Genomic DNA, 18,220 nt, shown 5'->3' on the forward strand with positions numbered 1-18,220 from the left:
CCCTACAGCGTTGATGAATTTTTAACCGAGAACAGAATCAATGGATAAATTCCGTGTTCAGGGGCCGACTCGCCTGCAGGGCGAGGTCACCATTTCCGGCGCTAAAAACGCTGCCCTGCCAATCCTCTTTGCCGCGCTGTTAGCCGAAGAGCCGATTGAAATCCAGAATGTACCGAAGCTGAAAGATATCGATACCACCATGAAGCTGCTGAGCCAGCTGGGCGCGAAGGTCGAGCGCAATGGTTCCGTATGGATCGATGCCGGTCCGGTAAATGTTTTCTGTGCTCCGTACGATTTAGTGAAAACCATGCGCGCTTCCATCTGGGCGCTGGGGCCGCTGGTGGCGCGTTTCGGTCAGGGTCAGGTTTCTCTGCCGGGTGGCTGCGCTATCGGCGCGCGTCCGGTCGACCTGCATATTACCGGCCTGGAACAGCTGGGCGCGGAAATCAAACTGGAAGAAGGCTATGTGAAGGCATCAGTCAATGGGCGTCTGAAAGGCGCGCATATCGTGATGGATAAGGTGAGCGTAGGGGCGACCGTGACGATCATGAGCGCGGCGACGCTGGCTGAAGGCACCACGGTTATCGAAAACGCCGCGCGCGAGCCGGAAATCGTCGATACCGCCAACTTCCTCAACGCGCTGGGCGCGAAAATCAAAGGCCAGGGCAGCGACCGTATCACCATCGAAGGCGTCGCGCGTCTCGGCGGCGGCGTTTATCGCGTGCTGCCGGACCGTATCGAAACCGGTACCTTCCTGGTCGCGGCGGCGATCTCCGGCGGTAAAATTATGTGCCGCCATGCGCAGCCGGATACCCTGGATGCGGTGCTGGCGAAGCTGCGCGAAGCTGGCGCGGATATTGAAGTCGGTGAAGACTGGATTAGCCTCGATATGCACGGCAACCGTCCGAAAGCGGTCAACGTGCGTACCGCGCCGCACCCGGGTTTCCCAACCGACATGCAGGCGCAGTTCACCTTGCTGAACCTGGTGGCTGAAGGGACTGGCGTTATCACCGAAACCATCTTCGAAAACCGCTTCATGCACATTCCGGAACTGATCCGTATGGGCGCGCACGCGGAAATCGAGAGCAATACCGCGATTTGCCATGGTGTCGCGAAGCTGTCCGGCGCACAGGTCATGGCGACCGACCTGCGTGCATCCGCAAGCCTGGTACTGGCGGGTTGTATTGCGGAAGGGACGACCATCGTCGACCGTATCTATCACATCGATCGCGGCTATGAGCGCATCGAAGATAAACTGCAGGCTCTGGGCGCGAATATCGAACGCGTCAAGGGCGAGTAGTCCCGCTTCGGTAGCAGCCCTCTGACGTCCGTCCGGGGGCTGTTATCGAGCTCTCCCTCACCTTAGGTCTTATTTCTCTTCTGACGCATCATCTGCGTTCTGTCGATGAACTGATGGGTAATGGGATCGTGATAACGCGATGGCCAAATAACCCACGGATCGGTTCCCAGCGCGTTAGCAATAATCAATTCGCCCTTTGGCCACGGACGGGTTAGTGCGTTGGCAAGCGTAGAAGAGCTTAAACCGTGACGTCGCGACTCAGCTGCGAGCGATGTCCCCTTTTTGCGAAGGCCGGCAATGATATCCGCTGAATGCCAGTCGATGAACTTATCCATAAATTCTCCCGGTGATAACTGTCTGCGCGTCAATACGGACGGCTGAAATACTATACCCTGGTTCTTATATGGTTTTAACAAGTTCCATTATCGTTCCTGTATATTCGGAATATATTAAGGTTTCTGGCGTTATTTGAAGGATATTGGATTTTATTGGAACTCTCCCGCGCAATGCGCGCGGGAGAAAGGGGGGGATTAGTGGTCGCGCTGAACGGCGATATGGGCAAGGCCGATGAGCGCCTCGCGCCACGGCGTATCCGGCAGAACCTGCAGCGCGGCGATAGCTTTATCGGCTTCTTCTTCCGCACGTTTCTGCGTCCACTCCAGCGAACCGCAGGCCGCCATGGTTTCAAGTACGGCGTCAAGCAGATGGCGCCCGTTACCCTGCTCTATAGCGCCGCGAATCATCGCCGCCTGATCCGGGGTACCGTGATGCATCGCGTGCAGTAGCGGCAGCGTTGGTTTGCCTTCGTTCAGGTCATCACCGACGTTTTTGCCAAGGCGTTCGCCATCGGAACTGTAATCCAGCAGATCGTCAATCAGCTGGAACGCGGTGCCGAGGTAACGACCATAATCCTGCAGCGCCTGTTCTTCTTCCGCGCTGCAGCCAGCCAGGATGCCGGAACACTGCGAAGCGGCTTCAAACAGACGGGCGGTCTTACTGTAGATGACCCGCATATAGTTCTCTTCTGTGATATCTGGGTCGTTGACGTTCATCAACTGCAGGACTTCACCTTCGGCGATAACGTTTACGGCTTCCGACATCACCTCCAGCACCTTCAGCGAACCGAGGCGAGTCATCATCTGGAAGGCGCGAGTGTAGATAAAGTCGCCCACCAGTACGCTGGCGGCGTTACCGAACGCGGCATTGGCCGTCGCCTTGCCGCGGCGCATATCGGACTCGTCGACGACGTCGTCATGCAGCAGGGTCGCGGTATGAATAAATTCGATCAGTGCGGCAATGTTGACGTGCGCATTCCCCTGATAGCCGACCGCACGCGCTGCAAGCACGGCGATCATCGGACGAATACGTTTACCGCCTCCGCTGACGATGTAGTAGCCTAACTGATTGATAAGCTGTACATCTGAGTTGAGCTGCTCGAGGATTGCCGCATTGACACCCGCCATATCCTGCGCGGTTAACTCATTGATTTTTTCTAAATTCATCGCAAAAGCCGGGCCAAATGTCCTGTTACCGCGAATCCAGGTGGGATCACAGAAGGATTAAGATAGAATTAAAAGAAGATATGATTGTACTGAAAAATCAGCGCAGATAAACGTTAGCGTGAAAGTTGTGTTTTTTTTCTGCGTTGATCGATGATCGCTCTTGTCAAAGGGTCGCGTTTTGCGTAATATTCGCGCCCTATTGTGAATATTTATAGCGCACTCTGAATCACACGAAGAGGTGCGCGGAAGCGGAGTTTTATATGTACGCGGTTTTCCAAAGTGGTGGTAAACAACACCGAGTAAGCGAAGGTCAGACCGTTCGCCTGGAAAAGCTGGACATCGCAACTGGCGAAGCTGTTGAGTTCGCTGAAGTTCTGATGATCGCAAACGGTGAAGAAATCAAGATCGGCGTTCCTTTCGTTGAGGGCGGCGTAATCAAAGCTGAAGTTGTTGCTCACGGTCGTGGCGAGAAAGTTAAAATCGTTAAGTTTCGTCGTCGTAAACACTATCGTAAGCAAGCAGGCCACCGTCAGTGGTTCACTGATGTGAAAATCACTGGCATCAGCGCCTAAGACTTGAGGGAGTAGATTTAAATGGCACATAAAAAGGCTGGCGGCTCGACTCGTAACGGTCGCGATTCAGAAGCTAAACGTCTGGGCGTAAAACGTTTCGGCGGTGAAGCTGTTCTGGCAGGTAGCATCATCGTTCGTCAACGTGGTACCAAATTCCACGCTGGCACCAACGTTGGTTGCGGCCGTGACCACACTCTGTTCGCTTTGACTGACGGTAAAGTCAAGTTCGAAGTTAAAGGCCCGAAAAACCGTAAATTCATCAGCATCGTTGCTGAATAAGTTTTTCGCGTCCTGGTGACGGATGAAAGCCCCGCAACACGTTGCGGGGCTTTTTACATTAGAATCCCGGAAAAATTTCTGCAGGGAAAACGGGCATCATGAAGCAGCAGGCCGGCATAGGCATTCTTTTGGCGCTAACCACCGCGATGTGTTGGGGAGCACTGCCAATTGCAATGAAGCAGGTTCTCGAAGTGATGGAGCCGCCAACGGTGGTCTTTTATCGCTTTTTGATGGCCAGTATTGGTCTTGGCGCGATCCTCGCCATCAAAGGCAAGCTGCCGCCGCTGCGTATTTTTCGCAAGCCGCGCTGGTTGGTTTTATTAGCGATTGCTACCGGCGGTCTGTTCGGTAACTTCATTCTGTTCAGCTCTTCCTTGCAATATCTCAGTCCAACGGCCTCCCAGGTCATCGGCCAGTTATCACCGGTCGGTATGATGGTGGCAAGCGTTGTGATTCTGAAAGAGCGCATGCGTGGTACCCAGGTTGTAGGGGCGCTGATGTTGCTCAGCGGGCTGGTGATGTTCTTCAACACCAGCCTGATTGAAATCTTTACCCGTCTCACGGACTACACGTGGGGGGTAATTTTTGGTGTCGCAGCGGCAACGGTGTGGGTAAGCTACGGGGTCGCGCAAAAGGTGTTATTGCGGCGCCTGGCATCACAGCAGATACTATTTTTGCTGTACACTTTATGTACGATTGCTTTACTGCCACTCGCTAAACCGGGGGTTATCTCCCAACTGAGCGACTGGCAACTGGCTTGCCTGATTTTTTGCGGGCTGAATACCCTGGTCGGCTACGGGGCGCTGGCGGAAGCCATGGCGCGCTGGCAGGCGGCGCAGGTCAGCGCGTTAATTACCTTAACGCCACTGTTTACGCTACTGTTTTCTGATTTATTATCAATGGCCTGGCCCGATGTTTTCGCCAGACCGATGTTAAACCTGATTGGTTATCTCGGTGCGTTTGTCGTGGTTGCGGGCGCGATGTATTCCGCCATTGGCCATCGTCTTTGGGGACGCTGGCGCAAGCGAGAAGCGGTTGTACCGCTGCCCCGCTCAGGCGAATGATTTACGGAGAGTAAAATGAAGTTTGTAGATGAAGCAACGATCCTGGTCGTAGCAGGTGACGGCGGCAATGGTTGCGTTAGCTTCCGCCGCGAAAAATATATTCCGCGAGGCGGCCCGGACGGCGGCGATGGCGGTGACGGCGGCGACGTTTGGCTGGAAGCGGACGAGAACCTCAACACCCTGATCGACTATCGATTCGAAAAATCTTTCCGCGCAGAACGCGGACAGAACGGTCAGAGCCGCGACTGTACCGGTAAACGCGGTAAAGATGTCACGGTGAAAGTGCCTGTAGGGACCCGCGTCATCGACCAGGGAACCGGCGAGACCATGGGCGATATGACCAAGCATGGTCAGCGTTTAATGGTCGCGAAAGGCGGCTGGCATGGTCTGGGCAACACGCGCTTCAAATCATCCGTTAACCGTACCCCGCGTCAGAAAACCATGGGTACGCCGGGCGATAAGCGCGATCTGCAGCTCGAGCTGATGCTGCTGGCCGACGTGGGGATGCTGGGGATGCCGAATGCCGGTAAATCCACCTTCATTCGCGCGGTCTCCGCGGCGAAGCCGAAAGTGGCCGACTATCCATTTACCACCCTGGTGCCGAGCCTGGGCGTGGTGCGTATGGACAACGAGAAGAGCTTTGTGGTCGCCGATATTCCGGGGCTGATTGAGGGCGCAGCGGAAGGCGCTGGCCTTGGTATTCGCTTCCTTAAGCACCTCGAGCGCTGCCGCGTGCTGCTGCACCTTATCGACATCGAGCCTATCGACGGTTCCGATCCGGTAGAAAACGCGCGCATTATCATCGGCGAACTGGAGAAATACAGCGAGAAGCTGGCCTCTAAACCGCGCTGGCTGGTCTTCAACAAGATTGACCTGATGGACAAAGCGGAGGCTGAAGCCAAAGCGAAGGCCATCGCCGAAGCGCTGGGTTGGGAAGATAAGTTCTATCTGATCTCCGCGGCCAGCCAGCAGGGCGTTAAAGACCTGTGCTGGGACGTGATGACCTTTATCATCGAAAATCCAATCGTGCAGGCGGAAGAAGAGCAGAAGCCGGAGAAAGTCGAGTTCATGTGGGACGACTATCACCGTCAGCAGCTTGAAGAAGCCGAACTGGAAGAAGATGACGAAGACTGGGATGACGACTGGGACGAAGACGACGAAGAAGGCGTCGAATTCATCTACAAACGTTAATTCTGAGTAAAAAGGGCCGCATCATCTGATGCGGCCCTTTTGTTTTAGTTGTTCTGGTACAAATCTTTATACAGTCGACTTTCGAAGCGCACCAATGGTATGCGGCGGTTGCGCTGGTCGCCCGGCGGCACCGCATAGCCGGAGAGATACTGCACGAAGGCCATCTTTTGCCCGCTGGCGGTGGTAATGAAACCTGCCAGGTTATATACCCCCTGCAGCGAACCGGTCTTCGCCGAAACCTTACCGTCAACGCCCGCCTGATGAAGACCGGCGCGATACTGCAGCGAACCATCGTGTCCGGCAAGCGGCAACATCGAGATAAAGTTGAGCTCGTTATCGTGCTGAGCGATGTACTGCAATACCTGCATCATCGTCGCCGGCGCGATAAGATTGTGCCGGGACAGGCCTGAGCCATCGGCGATAATCGTGTTACCGAGGTCAATACCCGCCTGCTGGCGCAGAATTTGCCGCACCGCGTCGGAACCGGCGCGCCAGGTTCCCGGCACGCCCATTCGCGCGTGGCCGATAGTACGAAACACCGTATCGGCAATCATGTTGTCGGATTTCTTCAACATGATGCGTAGAAGATCGTGCAACGGCGCCGATTGGGTCGTCGCCAGCACGGTGCCCGGATCGTTAGCCAGGGTCTGGCGCAAGAGAGTGCCGCTGTAGGTGATACCCGCATCGGTGAGCTCGGCTTTCAGGATCGCGCCTGCATAGCCTGCGCCGTCCTGAATGGCGAACGCCAGCGGCAGCGGCTCGCTGCGCTGCGGCAGGCAGCCGGTGAGGGTGTAGCGGTTAAGATCGCCTGGTACGACGTCCAGCTCGCAATACTGCGCCTCTGCGGAGCCGCGGGCGAGCGTCCGCACCTGGCTGAACATGGTGACCGGATAGTAAGAGGCCACGCGGATAAAGGCCAAATCGCCGGGTTTCTGCGCGCTATAGAGTGAGACGGAGAAACAGTTACGATCAACAATCGCTGCCGCTGGCGGGGCGCTGAAGCACTGCGTCATGTCATTCCATGGCCAGCCGGGGGCCTTATCGTGGCTAGCGAAAACCGAGGTATCGATAAGCACATTGCCTTCAATGCGCTGTACGCCGGCTTTTTTCAGCGACGCCACCATGTTGCGGATATCCTGACGCTTTAGCGTCGGATCGCCGCCGAAGCGGGCAATCAGGTCGCCTTTCAGCACACCGCCGTCAAGCGAGCCTTTGGTTTCCAGCGTCGTGGTGAAGCGGAAGTCCGGCCCCAGCTGCAGCAACGCCGCCAGCGCGGTGATCACCTTCTGGGTACTGGCAGGCAGCGCCATCTGTTGGCTGTGGAAGTCTATCTCCGGCGTCGGGGAGCCAACCTTCTGCGCCATGAAGGCAAGGTTCGCGCCAGCAGGAAGCTGACTAATGTACTCGTCAATATTCGCGGCCTGAGCGCTAAGCGCTATACCGGCAGTCAATCCGATGATAAATCTGGGAAATCGCATAATCTCGCGCTAACAACCTGAAACCAAGCCGTCATACTACGGTGCATCACCCTGTAAAGTAAACGATGACCCATAGTGAACTTCAGGGTAAAATGCGTATCAAATTGAAAATTGCTGCTGACCTGGGGAGTGTTTCCCGGGTCGGTTTTCTTTTTGCTTCGGCCATGGCTAAGACGTGACCGATGGCGGAACGACTCCGTCCGTTCCATGAAGGAATGATAAAGAGGTATAACAAATGCAAGCTATTCCGATGACCTTACGTGGCGCAGAAAAACTGCGCGAAGAACTGGATTTCCTGAAGTCCGTACGTCGTCCAGAAATTATTGCTGCTATCGCCGAGGCGCGTGAGCACGGCGATCTGAAAGAGAACGCGGAATACCACGCTGCCCGCGAACAGCAGGGCTTCTGCGAAGGTCGTATCAAGGATATCGAAGCAAAACTGTCGAATGCGCAGGTTATCGATATCACTAAGATGCCGAATAATGGCCGCGTGATTTTCGGCTCCACGGTCAGCGTGCTGAACCTGGATAACGACGAAGAGCAGACTTACCGTATCGTGGGCGATGACGAAGCGGATTTTAAACAGAATCTCATCTCTGTGAATTCACCGATCGCCCGCGGTCTGATTGGCAAAGAGCAGGATGACGTCGTCACTATCCGTACCCCGGGTGGTGAAGTGGAATACGAAATTACCAAGGTTGAGTACCTGTAAGGCGTATTTCCCGCTACGATGTTTATAGATTGTAAAGAAAGGAAAAAGGCCGCATAGCGGCCTTTTATCAACGTCAGGAGCATGGCATTTTGCTCGCCTGGCCACAGAAATCCCTCGTTTTACACAATGTTGTGTCGGGATTCAGGATATTCTTAGCGTGGCAGCGAGATTTTACGCTCTGGCGTTGGGCGGTACAGAACCAGCGTTTTACCGATGACCTGTACGTTACAGGCGCCGGTTTCACGCACGATGGCTTCCACGATCAAGGCTTTAGTTTCGCGATCTTCTGAGGCGATCTTCACCTTGATGAGCTCATGGTGCCCTAACGCTTGTTCGATCTCGGCCAGTACCCCTTCGGTCAAACCATTATTGCCAAGCATAACTACCGGCTTGAGCGGATGTGCCAGACCTTTCAGGTGCTGTTTTTGTTTAGTACTCAGATTCATCGTATTTTTTTGCTTACGTTGGGATTGAAAACGGGTCATTCTACCGCCATCTCCCATATATCGCCAAACTACCGCGTCGATTTTTACGCAGTAAAGTACGATGAACCCGAATGGGAATGTTAAATGACAGGTAAAAAGCGTTCTGCCAGCTCAAGCCGCTGGCTTCAGGAACACTTTAGCGATAAATATGTTCAACAGGCACAGAAAAAGGGGTTACGTTCCCGTGCCTGGTTTAAACTTGATGAAATACAGCAAAGTGACAAGATTTTTAAGCCGGGGATGACGATAGTCGACCTTGGCGCTGCACCCGGTGGCTGGTCGCAATACGCGGTTACGCAGATCGGAAACAGCGGCCGCATCATCGCTTGCGATCTTTTACCAATGGATCCAATCGTCGGTGTGGACTTCCTTCAGGGCGACTTTCGTGATGAATTAGTCCTGAAAGCGTTACTTGAGCGAGTAGGCGACAGTAAAGTACAAGTTGTCATGTCCGATATGGCGCCGAATATGTGCGGAACACCGGCGGTGGATATTCCCCGGGCTATGTATCTGGTAGAACTGGCGCTTGAAATGTCTCGTGATGTATTAGCGCCAGGTGGTAGTTTTGTTGTGAAGGTGTTCCAGGGCGAAGGCTTCGATGAGTATCTTAGAGAAATTCGCTCCCTGTTTACGAAGGTCAAAGTTCGTAAGCCGGACTCTTCCCGCGCTCGTTCGCGTGAAGTGTATATTGTAGCGACCGGGCGTAAACCATAACCGGTAGATTTCAAACGAAAGTTTGAAAGACGCTGGATATAGAGTATCCTGACGCTGTTTTTAACACAGTTGTAATAAGAGGTTAATCCCTTGAGTGACATGGCGAAAAACCTAATACTCTGGCTGGTCATTGCCGTTGTGCTGATGTCAGTATTCCAGAGCTTTGGGCCCAGCGAGTCGAATGGCCGCAAGGTGGATTATTCTACCTTCCTGCAAGAGGTCAATCAGGACCAGGTTCGCGAAGCGCGTATCAACGGACGTGAGATCAACGTTACCAAGAAAGATAGTAACCGTTACACGACTTACATTCCGGTTAACGATCCGAAGCTGCTCGACAACCTGTTGACTAAAAACGTCAAAGTAGTTGGCGAACCGCCGGAAGAACCAAGCCTGCTGGCTTCCATCTTCATTTCCTGGTTCCCGATGCTGCTGCTGATCGGCGTCTGGATATTCTTTATGCGTCAGATGCAGGGCGGCGGCGGAAAGGGCGCGATGTCCTTCGGCAAGAGCAAGGCCCGAATGCTGACCGAAGACCAGATCAAAACCACCTTTGCTGACGTTGCCGGTTGCGACGAAGCGAAAGAGGAAGTAGGCGAGCTGGTTGAATATCTGCGCGAACCGAGCCGTTTCCAGAAGCTGGGCGGTAAAATCCCGAAAGGCGTCCTGATGGTCGGCCCTCCGGGTACCGGTAAAACGCTGCTGGCGAAAGCTATCGCCGGCGAAGCCAAAGTGCCGTTCTTTACTATTTCCGGTTCTGACTTCGTAGAAATGTTTGTGGGTGTCGGCGCGTCTCGCGTACGCGACATGTTCGAACAAGCTAAGAAAGCAGCGCCTTGCATCATCTTCATCGATGAAATCGACGCCGTCGGTCGCCAGCGTGGCGCCGGTCTTGGCGGTGGTCACGATGAGCGTGAGCAGACCCTGAACCAGATGCTGGTTGAGATGGACGGCTTCGAAGGTAACGAAGGTATCATCGTTATCGCCGCGACTAACCGTCCGGACGTTCTGGACCCGGCACTGCTGCGTCCTGGCCGTTTCGACCGTCAGGTTGTCGTTGGTCTGCCGGATGTTCGTGGTCGTGAGCAGATCCTTAAAGTTCACATGCGTCGCGTACCGCTGGCGCCGGATATCGACGCGGCAATTATTGCTCGTGGTACTCCTGGCTTCTCCGGTGCTGACCTCGCGAACCTGGTGAACGAAGCAGCCCTGTTTGCTGCCCGTGGCAACAAACGCGTCGTCTCGATGGTTGAGTTCGAAAAAGCGAAAGACAAAATCATGATGGGTGCGGAACGTCGCTCCATGGTGATGACGGAAGCGCAGAAAGAATCGACCGCATACCACGAAGCGGGCCACGCGATTATCGGCCGTCTGGTACCAGAACACGATCCGGTACACAAAGTGACGATTATCCCGCGCGGCCGTGCGCTGGGTGTGACCTTCTTCCTGCCGGAAGGCGATGCTATCAGCGCCAGCCGTCAGAAACTGGAAAGTCAGATTTCCACCCTGTACGGCGGTCGTCTGGCGGAAGAGATTATCTACGGTGCGGAACATGTTTCTACCGGCGCGTCCAACGATATTAAAGTTGCGACTAACCTGGCGCGTAACATGGTTACCCAGTGGGGCTTCTCTGACAAACTCGGCCCGCTGCTGTATGCCGAAGAAGAGGGCGAAGTGTTCCTCGGCCGTAGCGTCGCGAAAGCGAAGCATATGTCTGATGAAACCGCGCGTATCATCGACCAGGAAGTGAAATCGCTGATTGAGCGTAACTATGGTCGTGCTCGCCAGCTGCTGAACGACAACATGGATATTCTGCACGCGATGAAAGATGCGCTCATGAAATATGAGACCATCGATGCGCCGCAGATTGACGACCTGATGGCTCGTCGCGATGTTCGTCCGCCGGCGGGTTGGGAAGAACCGGGTTCTTCTAATAACTCTGGCAACAATGGCACCCCGACGGCGCCGCGTCCGGTTGATGAACCGCGTACGCCGAATCCGGGTAATACCATGTCGGAACAGCTGGGCGACAAATAAGTCTCCACGCTTTGCCAAAGCGCTCTGACTAATAAGGGCCGCAGCCTAATCCGCTGCGGCCCTTTTGTTTTATGTGCCGGTCTTCAGCGTTCCTCTTTCGGAACATAACTATAGCGATGGCATGCTATCGTCCATCGCGTAAAATGTTTTCGGGATGGAGGCGGCTGCAACACGCGCGGATGCATCGTCTGTCTGATAATATTCATTTTTTGAATATTTAAACGCCGGCGCTTCATTATTCCTTTTGAGGAATTGAATGATGTCACCGTCAGAATCTCTAAGATGGTACGGGCTGAACCCTGTCCGAACGACAACTGTACAAACCATAGCGGAAAGAAAACATGCAATTACACGCCCAGGGGTCAACGCTCGATCTCTCCCATCCGCATGTGATGGGGATCCTTAACGTTACGCCGGATTCCTTCTCCGATGGCGGCAGCCACAATTCACTGATTGAAGCGGTTAAGCATGCCAACCTGATGATCAACGCCGGGGCGACTATTATTGATATCGGCGGTGAATCAACCCGGCCTGGCGCGGCGGATGTCAGCGTCGAGGAAGAGCTGGCGCGGGTGATCCCGGTGGTTGAGGCAATTGCACAACGTTTTGAAGTCTGGATCTCGGTTGATACCTCGAAAGCCGAGGTCATTCGCGAATCCGCACACGCTGGCGCGCATATCATTAACGATATCCGTTCATTAACCGAGCCTGGCGCCCTGCAGGCCGCCGCGCAAACCGGGCTACCGGTGTGCCTGATGCATATGCAGGGGCAGCCGAAAACGATGCAGGAAGCGCCGAAGTACGAAGATGTTTTTGCCGATGTTGACCGTTTTTTTGCTGAACACATTGTGCGCTGCGAACAGGCGGGGATCGCAAAAGAAAAATTGTTGCTCGACCCGGGATTCGGATTCGGTAAAAATCTTTCCCATAACTATGAACTGCTTGCCCGACTAGGGGAGTTCCATCATTTTGGCCTCCCGCTGCTGGTGGGGATGTCGCGTAAGTCGATGGTGGGTCAGCTGTTGAACGTAGGGCCGTCGGAACGGCTGAGCGGCAGCTTGTCCTGCGCAGTCATTGCTGCAATGCAGGGCGCGCAGATAATTCGCGTCCATGATGTCAAAGAAACGGTAGAAGCGCTGCGCGTGGTGGAAGCCACCCTGGCCGCTAAGGAAAATAAACGTTATGAGTAACCGCAAATATTTTGGCACCGATGGTATTCGTGGCCGCGTTGGCGACGCACCTATTACGCCTGAGTTCGTGCTGAAACTGGGTTGGGCGGCCGGCAAAGTGCTCGCGCGCCATGGTTCACGTAAAATCATTATCGGCAAAGACACGCGAATTTCCGGCTATATGCTGGAATCCGCGCTGGAAGCTGGCCTGGCGGCTGCGGGTTTGTCCGCCTCGTTTACCGGCCCTATGCCGACGCCGGCAATCGCTTATCTGACCCGCGCCTTCCGCGCTGAAGCGGGAATCGTCATCTCTGCCTCTCATAACCCTTTCTACGACAACGGTATTAAATTCTTCTCCATCGAAGGCACTAAGCTTCCAGATGACGTCGAAGAAGCGATTGAAGCAGAGATGGAAAAAGAGCTGACCTGCGTTGATTCCGCTGAGCTTGGGAAAGCCAGCCGTATTGTCGATGCCGCAGGCCGCTATATTGAGTTCTGCAAAGGCACTTTCCCGAATGAGCTGAGCCTCGGTTCGCTGAAGGTAGTGGTGGATTGCGCCCACGGCGCGACTTACCACATTGCGCCGAATGTATTCCGTGAACTGGGCGCACAGGTTATCGCGATGGGCTGTGAGCCTGATGGGCTAAATATTAACGAAGAGGTCGGCGCAACCGACGTCCGCGCGCTGCAGGCACGCGTGCTGGCGGAAAAAGCCGATCTGGGTATCGCCTACGACGGCGATGGCGATCGCGTCATCATGGTTGATCATGAAGGTAATAAAGTCGATGGCGATCAGATCCTCTATATTATCGCCCGTGAGGGTCTGCGTCAGGGTCAGCTGCGCGGTGGCGCAGTCGGCACGCTGATGAGCAACATGGGTCTTGAGCTGGCGCTGAAGCAACTTGGCATTCCGTTTACCCGTGCGAAAGTGGGTGACCGCTACGTGCTGGAAAAACTGCAGGAAAAAGGCTGGCGTATCGGCGCGGAAAACTCCGGACACGTGATTCTGCTGGACAAAACCACCACCGGCGATGGCATTGTCGCCAGCCTGCAGGTGGTGGCGGCGATGGTGCGTAATCATATGAGCCTGCACGATCTGTGCAGCGGTATGAAAATGTTCCCGCAGATTCTGGTCAACGTACGCTTTACCGAAGGCAGCGGCAACCCGCTGGAACATGACAGCGTAAAAGCGGTCACTGCCGAAGTAGAGGCTGCGCTGGGGAACCGTGGACGCGTGCTGCTGCGTAAATCCGGCACAGAGCCGCTGATTCGCGTGATGGTTGAAGGCGAGCATGAAGCGCAGGTGAAGGAATTTGCCCACCGTATCGCCGATGCGGTCAAAAGCGTATAACTATCGCGTCTAAGTGATTAAAAAGGCGGCTGTTGCTGCCTTTTTAAGCATATAAAAACGCTTTTTGCTGTTTTTTTCCGCAGTTGATACAATACGCCAAAATTGCCCTTGCGAAGGTTATTCGCTTTGGTTAGTATTCACACCCGCTTCAGTGGGAAATATTAAAACGTCCCGCTTTATTGGTGAAGCACTTGGTATGCGGCGAATCCGCAAGGAACAGGTTGATTATGTACGAAGCTCTTTTAGTAATTTTCCTTATTGTAGCGATTGCCCTTGTTGGCCTGATCATGCTGCAGCAAGGTAAAGGCGCTGACATGGGAGCCTCCTTCGGAGCAGGCGCTTCTGGCACGTTGTTTGGTTCTAGCGGTTCTGGTAACTTCATGACCCGTATGACCGGCATCCTGGCCGCGCTGTTCTTCATCATCAGTCTGGCGCTGGGTAATATCAACAGCAACAAGACCAATAAAGGAAGTGAGTGGGATAATCTGAGTGCGCCGAAATCTGAGCAGACTCAGCCAACCGCACCGGCTCAGCCGGCCAGCGATATCCCGCACTAAGTATTCTGTACCGAGGTGGTGGAATTGGTAGACACGCTACCTTGAGGTGGTAGTGCCCTAACGGGCTTGTGGGTTCGAGTCCCATCCTCGGTACCAATATTCCAGAGAAAAGACGCTGAAAAGCGTCTTTTTTTGTTTTTGTCCCTCTCTATTCGTTGTTTATTTATAAACAACACTCCGCTGGTTTTGATCCCCGTGAAATCGCTAAAGTCGCCCTCATCAATTTTGACGAGGTTCAGTGACGCCATGCGTACTTTAAAAGTAGTTATCATTGCCGGTATGTTGGGCCTGGCCGGATGCAGCAGCAATTCTTCGCCAGAAACAGTAGACACGTTGAATACCCTGCAGGTGCCGGTTATAAATAATTCCGTGCCTGCGCCGGAATCATCAACGGTCGTTAACTGTTTTCAGGATAACAACCTGCTCATCAGCAAGTTAAGCCAGTCGCTTAAAAGCAACTATTTACAGGATGTGGATAAACGGGATGTCTTTGATAAGGATAGCGAGGCGTTTCAGGTCTACGGTGCGTTAACCAAACTTGAGCAAATGGCTTCGATGAACGACGTCTACCGTAAAGAGAACAATATTGCGGGCTTGCAGGAAATTAATAAGCTGCTGAAAACCATACCATCTGTCGCATAAAAAAAGGGATTGCCGACAGGCAATCCCTTTTGCCGCGCTTAGAAACGGAAATTGAAACCCGCATAGGCGCCATCCGCCAGGACGTTATCGCGGTGGTCATGTTTACCCGCCATATCGATATAGCGATAGCCCGCTTCGATGCTCATGGATTTGATGATATTCACGCGTAAGCCGGCATTGGCTTCAAGGTATTCATCAACGCCGCTGGACATTGAATCCGGGGAATAATAAGCCTCACCGAACAAGGTAAAGAAATCGCCAAGCGGTAGTTGAGCGCCGCCGCCGAGGGCAATCGCATAGCCTTCATCGCCATCGTTCGGATTCAGGTATACCGCTTTACCACCGGCCGTCAGCAGGAACGGACCGAGGTCAAAGTTATAGCCCATGCCCAATCCCACCGTATCGCCATCGTTATCGCTATGCGCCCAGTTCCCGTTAAAGGTCATTCCGGGAGCCTGCGGATTAAAGCTGGCTGATAAGTTGGTGAATTCTGAACCGGCTTCACCGTGAAGACTAACGGAAGCGAAGGCGGCGCTGCTGGCGCTCAGGGCGGCGATAAGCAGGATGGATTTCAATCTGAACATGCTCATTATTCGTATTCCTTCGGGTAAAAAAATGCCCGATACGAGCGCTCGGGCAAAATTAACGGGTTTCTGGTTTAATAGTTATGTGCAGAATAAAAGCATTTATCGCCCACCGTTACCGTTTATATGTTTATTTTTAAATAATGGTCGTGAGGCGATAAGTGGGACTGCAGTGCGTTAAAACTTCTCAGGCAGGGAGGTGATACTCTGTAAATAACCACCGCGGGCAAACTCGATATAGCCACCTTTTTTCAATGCGGAAAGCACATTCAGAATGCTGCTGCGCGACAAATGCGTGCGGTCCTGAATATATTCCAGCATGGATACCCGCGAACGGGTCTCTTCAGGAAGCAACAACATTTCCATTAAGTGATTGCGAATGACCGAATAAGTCCGCTGTTGTAATACTAAATCGTCGCGATACACCAAATAAGAGGTATGGTAAGCCAGTAGCCGGGTGACCTCTTCCCACATATTATGCTCACTGAAAAGTTGCATGGCTTTGTCGCTGTCAATCCGCAGGATCTCCGTATCGACTTCCGCGCGAAGGCCGTGGCTACGGCTGGGCTGCAGCATCTCGGCTACGCCAAACAGGTGTGGTTCATAGACGGTGACCATGAGTAATCTGTCCGATGAGCGAAAAATGGATAACTCACCTTTCTTAAACAGATAGAGCTGGATTTTGCCTTTATATTCCCAGCTAAGCCTTTTCCTTGCGACCATATTTATTGGCGTGGCATGCGGTTCCAGCATTGCCATCAGACGGTTGATCGCGTCTTGCGGCCGAACGGGAGGTTTAATATTCATTGCGATCCTCTCGGTATAAGAGTACAGGTATTCGATAAATTATAGATGGTGATTATTAAAAATAGTGATGCCATAAACTATAACGATAAAGTAGGGTTGTCATTTAGGATTTATTGCGGAAATAAAAAAGCCGGCGGGTTAGCGCCGGCTGGAGAGTTTGGCTTCGCGGTTTATTTATCGCGATTTTCCAGGTTTTCAACCTGTGGCAGACCGGTGGCGGAAGACGCGCTGAGTAGCCCGGATTGGGCATAGCCGAATAGCTTCTCACGAGTATCGGTAATGTCCAGGTTACGCATGGTCAGCTGGCCGATACGATCTTCAGCGGTAAACATGGAATCGCCTTTTTCCATGGTCAGACGCTCTGCTTTATAGGTCAGGTTGTCTGACACGGTATTCAGGATCGAGTAGTCGTTGCCGCGACGCAGTTCAAGGGTGACTTCGCCAGTGATCTGGCTGGCTACCCAACGCTGCAGCGAATCGCGCAGCATCAGCGCCTGGGAATCGAACCAGCGTCCCTGATACAGCAGACGACCCAACTGGCGGCCATGAGCATGATATTGCTCGATAGTATCTTCGTTATGGATACCGGTCAGCAGGCGCTCGTAGGCGATATGCAATAGCGCCATCCCCGGGGCTTCATAGATGCCGCGGCTTTTCGCTTCAATGATGCGGTTTTCAATCTGGTCGCTCATGCCCAGACCGTGGCGACCACCGATGCGGTTAGCTTCCAGCATCAGTTCGACGTCATCGCTGAACGTTTTACCATTCAGCGCAACCGGGTGGCCCTGTTCAAAACGCACGGTCACTTCTTCAGCGGCGATTTTTACGCTTTCATCCCAGAACTTCACACCCATGATCGGGTTGACGATTTTCACGCTGGAATTGAGAAATTCGAGATCTTTCGCTTCGTGCGTCGCACCCAGCATGTTGGAGTCGGTGGAATAGGCTTTTTCGACAGACATTTTGTAGTCGAAGCCGCAGGCTATCATAAACTCAGACATTTCATGACGACCGCCCAGTTCATCAATGAAGTCGCTATCCAGCCACGGTTTGTAAATCTGCAGTTCCGCATTGGTCAGCAGACCGTAGCGATAAAAGCGCTCGATATCGTTGCCTTTATAGGTGCTACCGTCGCCCCAGATGTTGACGCCATCTTCTTTCATCGCGGCAACCAGCATGGTGCCGGTCACGGCGCGGCCCAGCGGCGTGGTATTGAAATAAGTTAAGCCGCCGGTGGTGTTATGGAATGCGCCGCACTGAATCGCCGCTATACCTTCCGCCACCAGTTGTTTGCGGCAATCAATCAGACGAGCGCCTTCAGCGCCATACTCTTTCGCACGACGCGGAATGGCTTCGTAGTCGTCTTCGTCAGGCTGGCCCAGATTCGCGGTATATGCATAAGGAACCGCGCCTTTTTTACGCATCCACAGCAGGGCGGCGCTGGTATCCAGTCCACCAGAGAAAGCAATACCAATACGTTGACCAACCGGGAGATGCTTAAGAATCGTCGTCATAAAATAAAACCCTGCTAGATAGACTGTGGTGAGTTCGACTCAACAACAAATTTGCATTTTTATGCACTAATTGTGAGTTTTCATTTAATCATCTTTTGCTGGCGACAGGAAGAGCCTGATGGTGATTTTGCTAAAAAAGCCTGAAATGCCAGCATAAACGGCAAGCGGGTGGTGTAAAATGGATGTTGACAAAATATATGATTTATCGATACAATTCACCACGATTTTATGTCCCGTCCTCGGTACCAAATCCCAGCAGTATTTG

19 protein-coding genes and 1 tRNA gene are annotated in these 18,220 nt (G+C 53.4%); 13 read left to right on the top strand and 7 right to left on the bottom strand.

Annotation, left to right across the window (positions count from 1 at the left end; genetic code table 11):
- Positions 1–40: 40 nt before the first annotated feature.
- Positions 41–1,300, top strand: a complete 1,260-nt coding sequence (gene murA, locus ABLV66_RS02690) for a UDP-N-acetylglucosamine 1-carboxyvinyltransferase (RefSeq protein WP_045394960.1) — start codon at positions 41–43, stop codon at positions 1,298–1,300.
- 62 nt (positions 1,301–1,362) lie between these two features.
- Here the strand turns inward: murA and sfsB are convergent, their stop codons facing one another.
- Both sfsB and ispB read right to left on the bottom strand, forming a co-directional pair.
- Positions 1,363–1,635, bottom strand: coding sequence for a DNA-binding transcriptional regulator SfsB (sfsB, locus tag ABLV66_RS02695; RefSeq protein ID WP_015369506.1), 273 nt, complete (start codon positions 1,633–1,635; stop codon positions 1,363–1,365).
- A 195-nt stretch (positions 1,636–1,830) separates the two neighbouring features.
- The gene (gene ispB / locus ABLV66_RS02700; protein ID WP_045394958.1) at positions 1,831–2,802 is read right to left on the bottom strand and encodes an octaprenyl diphosphate synthase; all 972 of its coding nucleotides are present in this window, start codon (positions 2,800–2,802) and stop codon (positions 1,831–1,833) included.
- Positions 2,803–3,062: 260 nt separating this feature from the next.
- Between ispB and rplU the strand changes: the two genes are divergently transcribed.
- From rplU to cgtA, 4 genes are all read left to right on the top strand, one after another.
- Entirely contained in the window at positions 3,063–3,374 is a 312-nt protein-coding gene (rplU, locus tag ABLV66_RS02705; RefSeq protein ID WP_015703604.1) for a 50S ribosomal protein L21, read from the top strand.
- 21 nt (positions 3,375–3,395) lie between these two features.
- Complete coding sequence (gene rpmA / locus ABLV66_RS02710) at positions 3,396–3,653, top strand: 50S ribosomal protein L27 (protein WP_002434222.1); 258 nt, start codon at positions 3,396–3,398, stop codon at positions 3,651–3,653.
- 98 nt (positions 3,654–3,751) lie between these two features.
- Complete coding sequence (locus tag ABLV66_RS02715; RefSeq protein ID WP_015369509.1) at positions 3,752–4,717, top strand: DMT family transporter; 966 nt, start codon at positions 3,752–3,754, stop codon at positions 4,715–4,717.
- A 15-nt stretch (positions 4,718–4,732) separates the two neighbouring features.
- Complete coding sequence (gene cgtA, locus ABLV66_RS02720) at positions 4,733–5,908, top strand: Obg family GTPase CgtA (RefSeq protein ID WP_045377966.1); 1,176 nt, start codon at positions 4,733–4,735, stop codon at positions 5,906–5,908.
- Positions 5,909–5,952: 44 nt separating this feature from the next.
- Here the strand turns inward: cgtA and dacB are convergent, their stop codons facing one another.
- Positions 5,953–7,386 carry a serine-type D-Ala-D-Ala carboxypeptidase gene (gene dacB, locus ABLV66_RS02725; RefSeq protein WP_047044712.1) on the bottom strand — a complete coding sequence of 478 codons (1,434 nt, stop codon included), beginning with the start codon at positions 7,384–7,386 and terminating at the stop codon, positions 5,953–5,955.
- A gap of 235 nt (positions 7,387–7,621) precedes the next feature.
- Between dacB and greA the strand changes: the two genes are divergently transcribed.
- The gene (gene greA, locus ABLV66_RS02730; protein ID WP_045394952.1) at positions 7,622–8,098 is read left to right on the top strand and encodes a transcription elongation factor GreA; all 477 of its coding nucleotides are present in this window, start codon (positions 7,622–7,624) and stop codon (positions 8,096–8,098) included.
- 152 nt (positions 8,099–8,250) lie between these two features.
- On the opposite strand, the gene yhbY is transcribed toward greA, so the two are convergent.
- Positions 8,251–8,544 carry a ribosome assembly RNA-binding protein YhbY gene (yhbY, locus tag ABLV66_RS02735; protein WP_002918374.1) on the bottom strand — a complete coding sequence of 98 codons (294 nt, stop codon included), beginning with the start codon at positions 8,542–8,544 and terminating at the stop codon, positions 8,251–8,253.
- A gap of 123 nt (positions 8,545–8,667) precedes the next feature.
- On the opposite strand from yhbY, the gene rlmE reads away from it, so the two are divergent.
- The 7 genes from rlmE to ABLV66_RS02770 all read left to right on the top strand — a co-directional run bounded on the left by rlmE (position 8,668) and on the right by ABLV66_RS02770 (position 15,050).
- A complete protein-coding gene (gene rlmE / locus ABLV66_RS02740; protein ID WP_008806638.1) occupies positions 8,668–9,297 on the top strand; it encodes a 23S rRNA (uridine(2552)-2'-O)-methyltransferase RlmE in 630 nt (209 codons plus the stop codon).
- A gap of 99 nt (positions 9,298–9,396) precedes the next feature.
- Positions 9,397–11,331, top strand: a complete 1,935-nt coding sequence (ftsH, locus tag ABLV66_RS02745; RefSeq protein ID WP_015369514.1) for an ATP-dependent zinc metalloprotease FtsH — start codon at positions 9,397–9,399, stop codon at positions 11,329–11,331.
- A gap of 341 nt (positions 11,332–11,672) precedes the next feature.
- Complete coding sequence (gene folP / locus ABLV66_RS02750) at positions 11,673–12,521, top strand: dihydropteroate synthase (RefSeq protein WP_047044714.1); 849 nt, start codon at positions 11,673–11,675, stop codon at positions 12,519–12,521.
- Positions 12,514–13,851, top strand: a complete 1,338-nt coding sequence (gene glmM / locus ABLV66_RS02755) for a phosphoglucosamine mutase (protein ID WP_015369516.1) — start codon at positions 12,514–12,516, stop codon at positions 13,849–13,851. The genes folP and glmM overlap by 8 nt, the downstream gene beginning before the upstream one ends.
- A 227-nt stretch (positions 13,852–14,078) precedes the next feature.
- Positions 14,079–14,408: a preprotein translocase subunit SecG gene (gene secG, locus ABLV66_RS02760; RefSeq protein WP_015369517.1), complete on the top strand. Its 330-nt coding sequence runs from the start codon at positions 14,079–14,081 to the stop codon at positions 14,406–14,408.
- A 9-nt stretch (positions 14,409–14,417) separates the two neighbouring features.
- Positions 14,418–14,504: transfer RNA gene (locus tag ABLV66_RS02765), tRNA-Leu, on the top strand.
- 150 nt (positions 14,505–14,654) lie between these two features.
- On the top strand, positions 14,655–15,050 hold the full coding sequence (locus ABLV66_RS02770; protein WP_348876255.1) for a KPN_03583 family lipoprotein: 396 nt from the start codon (positions 14,655–14,657) through the stop codon (positions 15,048–15,050).
- 38 nt (positions 15,051–15,088) lie between these two features.
- Here the strand turns inward: ABLV66_RS02770 and ABLV66_RS02775 are convergent, their stop codons facing one another.
- The 3 genes from ABLV66_RS02775 to argG all read right to left on the bottom strand — a co-directional run bounded on the left by ABLV66_RS02775 (position 15,089) and on the right by argG (position 17,955).
- Positions 15,089–15,640, bottom strand: coding sequence for a YfaZ family outer membrane protein (locus tag ABLV66_RS02775; RefSeq protein WP_045394946.1), 552 nt, complete (start codon positions 15,638–15,640; stop codon positions 15,089–15,091).
- Positions 15,641–15,811: 171 nt separating this feature from the next.
- A complete protein-coding gene (locus ABLV66_RS02780; protein ID WP_045394944.1) occupies positions 15,812–16,441 on the bottom strand; it encodes a winged helix-turn-helix transcriptional regulator in 630 nt (209 codons plus the stop codon).
- Positions 16,442–16,611: 170 nt separating this feature from the next.
- Positions 16,612–17,955, bottom strand: coding sequence for an argininosuccinate synthase (gene argG / locus ABLV66_RS02785; protein ID WP_015369521.1), 1,344 nt, complete (start codon positions 17,953–17,955; stop codon positions 16,612–16,614).
- Positions 17,956–18,220 lie beyond the last annotated feature (265 nt).

It is taken from the genome of Klebsiella sp. CN_Kp073, assembly GCF_040065495.2.
Classification (GTDB): domain Bacteria; phylum Pseudomonadota; class Gammaproteobacteria; order Enterobacterales; family Enterobacteriaceae; genus Klebsiella; species Klebsiella aerogenes.